We start from the raw sequence: 9,632 nt of genomic DNA, 5'->3' as shown, positions 1-9,632 counted from the left end.
GGGGGGTGTCTTCCCGGCCCTGCGGCCGTTCCGACGAGTGAGACATTAGCGGAATCACCCGCCCCGACGCTAATCGGGGCCGCGTCCCTTCGAACGCGGATTCCTCATTTCGCAAATACGCACACCAAGCAATGCGATCGCTGATCGCGCGGCTTGTCGTAGGTCCTGCGGAGTGGCTGCCCGGGGCCGGCCTGAGCCGGTGCTCACGTCGGACAGCCCGGAGTACATTACGGATCCGTGTTTGGCGTGTCAACTCGGGGGTAACTCCGCTAGCCTCACCCCCATGACAACGCATGCGTGCACCCTTCGGTGGTGGGCCGCCTGACGGCGGCCGGCACTCACGTATGCACTCAACGGCCGCCGCTTCGGCGGCCGTTCGCGTTTCTCCCCCGGGAGTCCGGCCGCCGCGGGCGGTGGCTCCGATCAAGGGGACGACCAGGCATGACGCGGATCTTCAGCGGAATCAAACCGACCGGCAACCTGACGCTGGGCAACTACCTCGGGGCCCTGCGGCGGTGGGTCCAGGTCGATCAGCACCAGGCCGACGCCCTGTTCAGCGTCGTCGACCTGCACGCCCTGACCATCGAGCACGACCCGGCCAGGGTGCGCGCGCTGAGCCGTCGTACCGCGGCGCTGATGCTGGCCGCCGGTCTCGATCCGGCTCTCTGCACGGTGTTCGTCCAGAGCCACGTGGATGAGCACGCACGGCTCTCGTACCTCCTGGAGTGCGTAGCCACCGACGGCGAGCTGCGGCGCATGATCCAGTACAAGGAGAAGAGCGCCCGGGCCCGAGCGGCCGGCGAGAGCGTGCGGTTCTCGCTGCTGTCCTATCCGGTGCTGATGACTGCGGACATCCTGGCGTACCGCACCGACGAGGTACCCGTCGGCGAGGACCAGACCCAGCATGTCGAGCTGACGAGGGATCTCGCCGTCCGCTTCAACCAGCGGTACGGGGAGACCTTCACCGTTCCCAAGGCCACGGCGCCCCCGGTGGCCGCGCGCGTCATGGACCTCCAGGACCCGACCTCGAAAATGGGGAAATCCCATGAGGCCGGTGCCGGGATCGTGTATCTGCTCGACGACGTGGATGTCGTGCGGAAGAAAATCATGCGCGCCGTCACCGACAGCGGGCGCGAGGTCACGTACGACCGGGAGGCCAGGCCCGGAGTCGCGAATCTGCTGGAGATCCTCGCCGCGTGCCGCGACGGGGACCCGGCCGTCCTCGCCGGGGCGTACGACTCGTACGGCGCCCTGAAGAAGGACACCGCCGACGCCGTGATCGAGGTGCTCCGCCCACTGCGGGAGCGGTACGCGGCGCTGGTGGCGGACCCCGGAGCGATGGACACGGTGCTGCGGGAAGGGGCCGAGCGCGCCAGAGGGATCGCCAGGCCGGTGGTCGACGCCGCCTATGCGGCCGTCGGGCTGGTGCCGGCCGGCTGAGGGGTGGTGGCCCGGGCGAAGGCGGCCCGGTAGCGGCTCGGGCTGGTGGCGAGGTGCCGCGCGAAGTGCTGGCGCATGGTGATCTCGCTGCCGAAGCCCGTACGGCCGGCGATCTCGGCCATGGGCAGGTCGGTCAGTTCGAGCAGCTTCTGGGCCGCCGCCACCCGCTGGGTGATGAGCCAGGTCAGCGGGGTGGTGCCGGTGGTGGCCCGGAAGTGCCGGGAGAAGGACCGGGACGACATACCGGCCCAGCCCGCGAGGTCGGAGACGGTGAGCGGCTCGCCGAGGTGGCGCAGCGCTCGTTCCCGTACGGAGGCGAGGGCATCGGCGTCCCGGTCGGCCCTGGGGGTGGGGCGCTCGATGAACTGGGCCTGCGTCCCTGTCCTGAAGGGGGCCGTGACCATGGAGCGCGCGACCGTCGCCGCCGCCTCGGCGCCCTGAGCGGTACGGACGAGGTGGAGGCAGAGGTCGATACCCGCCGCTGTCCCCGCCGAGGTCCAGATGGTGCCGTCCCGTACGAACAGCGCGTCGGCCTCGACGGTGACGGCCGGGTAGCGGGTGCGCAGGTCCTCGGCGAGGTCCCAGTGGGTGACGGCGCGGCGGCCGTCGAGAAGGCCACCCTGGGCGAGTACGAATGCTCCGGCGCAGAGCGCGGCGACGGGCGTTCCGGCGGCGTGGGCCGTGCGCAGGGCGGCGAGAACCGGTTCCGGCGCCTTGATGTCCGGGCTCTCCAGGCCGGGTACGACGACGAGGTCGGCGTCGGCGAGCCGGTCCAGCGTCCGGTCCGGGGTGAGGGTCAGCCCGCCGGACAGGGCGACGGGCGCAAGGGTCGCCCCCGCGCGGTGCAGCGCGAAGGGCGGTACGCCCCGGGAGGTGCGGTCGGTGCCCCAGACCTCGTTGATGACGGAGACGTCGAACGCGCGGATCCCGGGAAAGGCGACGAGTGCCACGAGGTACGGAAGTGCCATACGGCGAGTCTGCCAGAGCGTCGGCGCGAAACCATCGGTCAGCGGCATTCCTGCCACTGGCAGCGGGAGTGCGGTGCGACCAGGATCGACGGTATGGACATGGCGGAGAACGCGGCACTGGTGGTCATCGACGTACAGAAGGGGTTCGAGGACGAGTTCTGGGGGCGGCGCAACAACCCTGACGCGGAGGGGAACATCGCTTCGTTGATCGACGCGTGGCAGGCGAGCGGGCGTCCTGTCGTCTTCGTACAGCACAACTCGCCGGCCGACTCTCAGTCGCCGCTGCGGACGGGGTACGTGGGGAACGACCTCAAGGAGTTCGTCGCGCAGCGTCTCGGCAAGGGCTCGGGCCCCGAGCTGCGGGTGACGAAGTCGGTGAACTCGGCGTTCTACGGTGAGCCGGATCTTGACGCGTGGCTCAAGGGCGCCGGGATCGGGCAGTTCGTGGTCGCCGGGATCCAGACGAACATGTGCAACGAGATCACCGCGCGGATGGGCGGGAACCTCGGGTACGAGGTGTTCTTCCCGCTCGACGCGATGCACACGTTCGACCTGGAGGGGCCCTTCGGCTGGAAGCAGACCGGGGACGAGCTGGCGCGGTCGACGGCGGTGTCGCTGCACGGCGGCGGGTTCGCGAAGGTCGTGACGACCGGGGAGCTGGTGGCTGCCGCCACCGCCGCCTAGATCCGGGCCCGGCCCCGCTGCGGGCCGGCCGGGTCCGTCAGCCGTTGCCGGAGGCGAGTTCGCGGCTGCGGTCGCGCGCCGCTTCCAGGGCCGCGATGAGCGCTGCCCGCACTCCGTGCTTCTCCAGCTCGCGGATGGCGCTGATGGTGGTGCCCGCCGGGGAGGTCACCGCCTCGCGGAGCTTCACCGGGTGCTCGCCGCTGTCGCGCAGCATCACGGCGGCGCCGATGGCGGACTGGACGATCAGGTCGTGCGCCTGGGCGCGCGGCAGGCCGAGCAGGATTCCGGCGTCGGTCATGGCCTCGACGAGGAAGTAGAAGTAGGCGGGTCCCGAGCCGGAGAGGGCGGTGGCCGCGTCCTGTCGGTCCTCGGGGACGCGCAGTGTCTTGCCCACTCCGCCGAAGATCTCCTCGGCGTGGCTGAGGTGCTCGGCGACGGCGTGGCTGCCGGCGGAGATGACGGACATGCCTTCGTCGACGAGGACAGGGGTGTTGGGCATGACGCGTACGACAGGGGTGCCTGCGGCGAGGCGTTCCTCGATGAAGGCCGTGGTGATTCCGGCGGCGGCGCTGATGACCAGGCGGTCGGCGGTGACATGGGGGCTCAGCTCGTCGAGGAGCGTGCCCATGTCCTGCGGTTTGACGGCGAGGATGAGGATGTCGGCGCGCTTGGCGGCGTCCGCGTTGGTGACGGCGGCGACGCCGTAGCGCTTGGTGAGTTCCGCCTCGCGCTCCGGGCGGCGGCTGGTGACCAGCAGGTCCTCGGGGCGCCAGCCCGCTCGGATCATGCCGCTGAGCAGGGCCTCGCCGATCTTGCCGGTGCCGAGGACTGCGACTGTCTGGGTCATTACGGGGTCACCTCGCCGGTGGGTGGTGCTGTGGTCGTCCTCCGTCCATCCTCGCACCGGGGAGGCGGGCCGGGTCGCGCTGTCCGAGGGGCGGTATGCGTGGTCGTACTTACGCGGTACGGCGGCGCAGCGTCGCGGCGCCGAGGGCGAGTACGAGCACGGCGCAGCCCGCGACGATCACCGCGTCGCGGATGAAGTTCCCGGTGAGGTCGGCGTGGCGCAGGACCTCGTTCATGCCGTCGACCGCGTACGACATGGGCAGGACGTCGGAGATCGCCTCCAGGACGGGCTGCATGGTGGGGCGCGGCGCGAAGAGGCCGCAGAGCAGGAGCTGCGGGAAGATCACGGCGGGCATGAACTGCACCGCCTGGAACTCGGACGCGGCGAAGGCCGAGACGAAGAGGCCGAGCGCGGTGCCGAGGACGGCGTCGAGCAGCGCGACCAGCAGGAGCAGCCAGACCGACCCGACGACGTCGAGTCCGAGGACCCCCACGGCGAGGCCGGTGGCGAGGGCGGACTGCACGACGGCGAGCAGGCCGAACGCCAGGGCGTAGCCGCCGATCAGGTCGGCCTTGCCCAGCGGCATGGCGAGCAGCCGCTCCAGGGTGCCCGAGGTGCGTTCGCGCAGGGTGGCGATCGAGGTGACCAGGAACATCGTGATCAGCGGGAAGATGCCGAGCAGTGAGGCGCCGATGGAGTCGAAGGTGCGCGGCGCCCCGTCGAAGACGTACCGCAGGAGTACGAGCATCACGCACGGGACGAGGACCATCAGCGCGATGGACCGGGGGTCGTGGCGGAGCTGGCGCAGGACGCGGGCGGCGGTGGCGAGGGTGCGGGCTGCGGTCATCGTGGGCTCTTCTCGGCCGCCGCGGCGGCGTCGACCAGGTGGAGGAAGGCTTCTTCGACGGTCGCCGAGCCGGTACGGGTGCGCAGGGCGTCCGGGGTGTCGTCGGCGAGGATCTCGCCGTCGCGCATGAGGAGGAGCCGGTGGCAGCGTTCCGCCTCGTCCATCACATGGGAGGAGACGAGGATCGTCGCGGCGCGTTCGGCGGCTATGCGGTGGAAGAGGTGCCAGAGGTCGCGGCGCAGGACGGGGTCGAGGCCGACGGTGGGTTCGTCGAGCACGAGCAGTTCGGGCGTGCCGAGGAGGGCGACGGCGAGGGAGACCCTGCTGCGCTGGCCGCCGGAGAGCCGGCCGGCGAGGGAGTCCGCGTGGGAGGTGAGGTCGACGTCGGCGATGGCTCCGGCGACCGATTCGGCCCGGGCGTCGCGGTGGAGGCGGCCCGGTCGGAGGACGGCGGCGAAGTAGTCGAGGTTCTGCCGGACCGTCAGGTCGGCGTAGACGGAGGGCGCCTGGGTGACGTAGCCGATCCGGGCGCGGAGTGCGGGGTGGCCGGCGGGCCGGCCGAGGACGTCGAGGGTGCCGGTGGTCCGGGCCTGGGTGCCGACGACGGAGCGCAGCAGGGTCGATTTGCCGCAGCCCGAGGGGCCGAGGAGGCCGGTGATCCGGCCGGGTGGCAGGGCGAAGTCGAGGCCGCGCAGGACGGTGCGGTCGCCTCGTACGACGGTGAGGCCGCGGGCGCGGACGGCGCCCTCCGGGTAATTCATCATGTGATGAATAATGCGCGCGGGGCTTTGTCTCCGTCAAGACCGGCGGTCAGAAGCGGCGTTCAGGACCGGCGGTCGGGAACGGCGGTCAGGACCGCCGGTCCTCCGCCGGCCAGAGGTGGCGCAGCTTCTCCGGGTTGAGTACGGCGCCGATCTCGGTGACCCGGCCGCCGTACACGCTGAAGGCGAAGACGATGACGCGCCGGTTCGCGGGGTCGACGACGACCACGCCGGGCGCGCCGTTCACCTCCCGTACGGACACCTGCACGGTCTCCCGGTCGACCCCCTGGGTGATCCGCCCGGCGAAGCGGGCGACCTTCTCGGGGCCGACGATCGGCAGCCGTGCGGCCGTCGCCACACCGCCGCCGTCCGAACGCCACACCACCTCGGGGTCGAGCACGTGCAGCAGCCCGTCGAAGTCGCCTTCCATGACCGCGGCGAGGAAGGCGTCGACGGCCCGCCGGTGCTCGGTCCTGTCGACGGACCGGCGCGGCGCCTCCGCGCGCACCCGCCGTCTGGCGCGGGACGCCAACTGCCGTACGGAGTCGGGCGTACGGCCCACCACCTCGGCGATCTCCGGAAACGGCACGGCGAAGACGTCGTGCAGGATGAACGCGGTCCGCTCGGCGGGAGTCAGCCGCTCCAGCACGGTGAGCATGGCCATGCCGACCGACTCGTCGAGGGTCGCCCGGTCCTCGGGCCCGCTGTCGGTGACGACGGGCTCGGGGAGCCAGGGGCCGACGTACGCCTCGCGGCGCGCGCGGGCCGAGGTGAGCTGGTCGTAGCAGAGGCGGCTGACCACGGTGGTCAGATACGCCGCCGGGTCCTCCGCCCTGGCGTCGGGCACCCGCTGCCAGCGCAGCCAGGTCTCCTGTACGGCGTCGTCGGCGTCGGCGACCGATCCGGTGATGCGGTACGCGATGCCCCACAGCCGGGTCCGCTGCTGTTCGAATGCCGCCAGTCCGGCCATGGGTCGGCCCCTCCCGCTCTCGCCTGCGTCTCGACTCGCTTTTGACTTGTTGATAGGACAGTCAGGACGGCTTGACTGTGACAGCGAGGTCGACGGCGTACTCCTCCTCGACCGCCCCGTCGGGAAAGACCTTCCGCACCTCCTCGCGCTCGTCGGCGAGGAAGGCGGCCGTGGCCTCGTCGCCGACCACCCGGAAAGCCGAGTGGCTGGCGAGGTTGGCGAGGTGGGTGTGGAGGGAGACGCTTCGGGTCCAGTGCAGGCGGCGTTCGGTGAAGTCGAGCCGGTACGGGCTGTCCTGATCGTCCGGCAGGACGGGCCCGCGACCGGGAGCGCCGTGCGCTCCGGCGTCCAACCGCTCGCGCAGCCGCGCGTCCTGGTCCGCGATCCAGGGGACATCGGGGTCGAAGACGTTCCACCAGAGGGCGAGGGCGCCGCCGGGCCGCAGGACACGCAGGGCCTCGGGGACGGAGAACGCCGGATCCGTCCAGTGCCAGGACTGGGCGTACGTGAGGAGGTCGGCGCAGCCGTCGGCGAGGGGCAGCGCGTCGCCGAGCCCGCGTACGACGGGGACGTCCGGCAGTGAGCGGTGCAGGTGGGCCGCCATGACGGGGCCCGGCTCGACGGCGGTGACCCGGGCGCCGCGCTCGCGCAGGAGGCGGGTGGCGATACCGGTGCCGGCTCCGATGTCGAAGACGCGGGAGGCGTCGAGGGATCGGCCGGTGATCTCCTCGACGGCGTCGAAGAGGATGGGCGGATAGCCGGGGCGCGCGGCGTCGTACTGGGCGGCGACAGCATCGAAGGACAGGGCGCGATGGATCTTGGGTCCGGTCATGGGACCGATCCTCTCTCCGGCTCCCCTCTTCGCCTACCGGGGCCTGCCGGGGCGGTCGGGACTGCCGGAGTTGCCGGGGCCGCCGGGACTGACCGCGCCGCAGGGGCTGTCCGCGCCGCCAGGACTGCCCGCGCCGCAGGGGCTACTTGCGCTTCGCCTTCTTGCCTTTGCCCCCGCCGCCACCGCGCCCGGCCGGGTTGCCCGCGCGTGCCGTGCGCCGGCGCTCGTACGCGACGAGCGCGGTCTCGTACTCCGTACGGCGCAGCCTCTCCCCCGGCGCCTCCGTGAAGGAGCGCAGGAAGTACGCGATCAGCGAGCCGATGAAGCCGATCGTCTTCAGGGTGCGCAGGGACTCCTCGCGGGCCGGGTCGGCCGGGCGGCGCGAGAAGCCGTCCCAGGTCTTGCGGAAGGCGATGGCGCTGCACACGGCGAAGACGATCACGAGGAGGTAGCCGACGAAGGCGCCCACGTCCGCGATCGCCACGCCGTCGTAGGCGAAGCGCAGGATCAGGCAGGCGGCGAAGGCGGTGGCGAGGGAGCCGACGGTCGCGACGACGCGCCGGAGCGCGTAGCCGCGGCCGTGGTCGACCCAGGTCGTACCGAAGAAGCGCAGGGCCTCGGGCTCCGGGCCGCCGCGCCCGCTCCGCGCTCCGATGGCGGGAGGAGCGGGGACGGCCACCGCTGGCTGTACGGCTTGTTCGGCTTGTTCGGCTTGTTCGGCTTGTTCGGCTTGTTCCGGATGTTCAGACTGTGCGCTCACCAGACCGATTATCCCCGGACGGAGTACGGAACGTCTCAGCCACAGCGCACAGCGATATAGCCGTCACTGCCGGTGTGGACATACGCGTCGGCGATGAACTCGCCGTTCGCGATGTTGTCCCAGATGTTCGATGTGCCGTACGGCCCGTTGACGTTGGTCCCCGGCGTCTGGCAGTTGATGGGCACGCTGGTCCCGGCGGGAAGGACCCTGCTGACGCCGAACTGCGTGCCGGGGCCGATGCGTACGTTCACCCGGTAGCCGGGGGCGATCGGGTAGTGCTTCGACGCCAGCCCGTCGGCGGCGAGCGTCGCGACGTCGCCCTCCGCCGCGCCCACGCCCGCGTCCGCCCCCGCGTCCGTCGCCGTGTTCGCTTCTTCGATTGCCATGGTGTCTCCCCCCATAGAAGGTGTGCGCTCTTGCGCCGCGCAGGCTAGCAAGCCATGGCTGGATCGCACGCATCATCGACTAGGGTCGGTGCGTCGCGCTTGTGCACGAATACACGGGGCGGGCGATGCCACAACAGCGCCATACCGGGTCGGTCCCGGAAGCGGAGCGTCCGGAGTACGCGGGACGCTACGCGCTTGAATCATGTCTGGGTACGGGCGGTATGGGCGTGGTCCATCTCGCCACCTCCGACTCGGGTTTGCGTCTCGCGGTCAAGGTCATCCATGCCGACTACGCGTCCGACACCGAGTTCAGGGCGCGCTTCCGGCAGGAGGTCGCCGCCGCCCGCAAGGTGAGCGGCGCCTTCACCGCGCCGGTCGTCGACGCGGACCCGGAGGCCGAACGGCCCTGGATGGCCACCTTGTTCATCGAAGGTGACACGCTGTCCGAACGGGTCAAGCGCAGCGGCCCCCTGAACTCCGACGAGTTGGTCATGCTCGGCGCCGGACTGGCCGAAGGGCTGCGGGACATCCACCGGGCCGGTGTGGTGCACCGCGATCTCAAACCGAGCAACGTCCTGCTCGCCGCCGACGGCCCCAAGGTCATCGACTTCGGCATCTCCCGTCCGACGGACAGCGATCTGCGCACCGAGACGGGCAAGTTGATCGGCACGCCGCCCTTCATGGCGCCCGAGCAGTTCCAGCGCCCGCGCGAAGTCGGGCCCGCCGCCGATGTGTTCGCGATGGGCGCCGTACTGGTCCACGCGGCGACGGGCCGGGGGCCCTTCGACTCCGACAGTCCCTATGTGGTCGCGTACCAGGTGGTGCACAACGAGCCCGACTTGGCGGGGGTCCCCGAGGGCCTGATCCCACTGATCGAGCACTGTCTCGCGAAGGACCCCGCCGACCGGCCGACCCCCGACGACCTGATGGCCATGCTGCGGCCGGCCGCGCGCCGCGCCGAGGCCTTCGTACCGGCGCAGCGCGGGCCGAGCAGGGACGACGGCCCCGAGGCCACCGTCCAGCCGTGGACGGCCCCTTCGCTGCGGGCACTTGGCATACGGGGCCTGCGGCTGCGAGGGCTGTCCCGGCGCCGCAAGGGCGGCCTGGTCGCCGCCTTCGTGGTGCTGGCGGCGCTGG

At 71.4% G+C, this 9,632-nt stretch carries 11 protein-coding genes; 3 read left to right on the top strand and 8 right to left on the bottom strand.

Going from position 1 to position 9,632, the window contains the following annotated elements:
• Window positions 1–441 precede the first annotated feature (441 nt).
• On the top strand, window positions 442–1,440 hold the full coding sequence (trpS, locus tag QR77_RS23460) for a tryptophan--tRNA ligase (protein WP_040024109.1): 999 nt from the start codon (window positions 442–444) through the stop codon (window positions 1,438–1,440).
• Here the strand turns inward: trpS and QR77_RS23455 are convergent.
• On the bottom strand, window positions 1,407–2,408 hold the full coding sequence (locus QR77_RS23455) for a helix-turn-helix domain-containing protein (RefSeq protein WP_040024108.1): 1,002 nt from the start codon (window positions 2,406–2,408) through the stop codon (window positions 1,407–1,409). The two genes, trpS and QR77_RS23455, sit on opposite strands and share 34 nt — an antisense overlap.
• Window positions 2,409–2,501: 93 nt before the next feature.
• Here QR77_RS23455 and QR77_RS23450 point away from each other — a divergent pair, with 93 nt between their 5' ends.
• Entirely contained in the window at window positions 2,502–3,092 is a 591-nt protein-coding gene (locus QR77_RS23450) for a cysteine hydrolase family protein (RefSeq protein WP_040024107.1), read from the top strand.
• Between the two features lie 37 nt (window positions 3,093–3,129).
• Here QR77_RS23450 and proC read toward each other — a convergent pair whose 3' ends face one another.
• The 7 genes from proC to QR77_RS23415 all read right to left on the bottom strand — a co-directional run bounded on the left by proC (window position 3,130) and on the right by QR77_RS23415 (window position 8,495).
• Window positions 3,130–3,939 (bottom strand): pyrroline-5-carboxylate reductase, encoded by an 810-nt coding sequence (proC, locus tag QR77_RS23445; RefSeq protein ID WP_040024106.1) that lies wholly within the window; start codon window positions 3,937–3,939, stop codon window positions 3,130–3,132.
• Between the two features lie 109 nt (window positions 3,940–4,048).
• Window positions 4,049–4,786 (bottom strand): ABC transporter permease, encoded by a 738-nt coding sequence (locus tag QR77_RS23440; RefSeq protein WP_040024105.1) that lies wholly within the window; start codon window positions 4,784–4,786, stop codon window positions 4,049–4,051.
• The gene (locus tag QR77_RS23435; RefSeq protein ID WP_040024104.1) at window positions 4,783–5,550 is read right to left on the bottom strand and encodes an ABC transporter ATP-binding protein; all 768 of its coding nucleotides are present in this window, start codon (window positions 5,548–5,550) and stop codon (window positions 4,783–4,785) included. Before QR77_RS23435 ends, QR77_RS23440 begins: the two co-directional genes overlap by 4 nt.
• A gap of 85 nt (window positions 5,551–5,635) precedes the next feature.
• The gene (gene sigJ / locus QR77_RS23430) at window positions 5,636–6,517 is read right to left on the bottom strand and encodes an RNA polymerase sigma factor SigJ (protein ID WP_040024103.1); all 882 of its coding nucleotides are present in this window, start codon (window positions 6,515–6,517) and stop codon (window positions 5,636–5,638) included.
• Window positions 6,518–6,578: 61 nt separating this feature from the next.
• Window positions 6,579–7,349 carry a class I SAM-dependent methyltransferase gene (locus QR77_RS23425; RefSeq protein ID WP_040024102.1) on the bottom strand — a complete coding sequence of 257 codons (771 nt, stop codon included), beginning with the start codon at window positions 7,347–7,349 and terminating at the stop codon, window positions 6,579–6,581.
• Between the two features lie 142 nt (window positions 7,350–7,491).
• On the bottom strand, window positions 7,492–8,028 hold the full coding sequence (locus tag QR77_RS23420; protein WP_040024101.1) for a hypothetical protein: 537 nt from the start codon (window positions 8,026–8,028) through the stop codon (window positions 7,492–7,494).
• A 116-nt stretch (window positions 8,029–8,144) separates the two neighbouring features.
• Window positions 8,145–8,495 (bottom strand): hypothetical protein, encoded by a 351-nt coding sequence (locus QR77_RS23415; protein ID WP_040024100.1) that lies wholly within the window; start codon window positions 8,493–8,495, stop codon window positions 8,145–8,147.
• 125 nt (window positions 8,496–8,620) lie between these two features.
• Between QR77_RS23415 and QR77_RS23410 the strand changes: the two genes are divergently transcribed.
• A partial coding sequence (locus QR77_RS23410) for a serine/threonine-protein kinase (RefSeq protein WP_150130578.1) occupies window positions 8,621–9,632 on the top strand: 1,012 nt, incomplete at its 3' end.

Origin of the sequence: Streptomyces sp. 150FB, from assembly GCF_000818195.1 — a bacterium.
Classification (GTDB): Bacteria; Actinomycetota; Actinomycetes; order Streptomycetales; family Streptomycetaceae; genus Streptomyces.
This window is presented reverse-complemented; position numbering and strand designations above follow the sequence as displayed.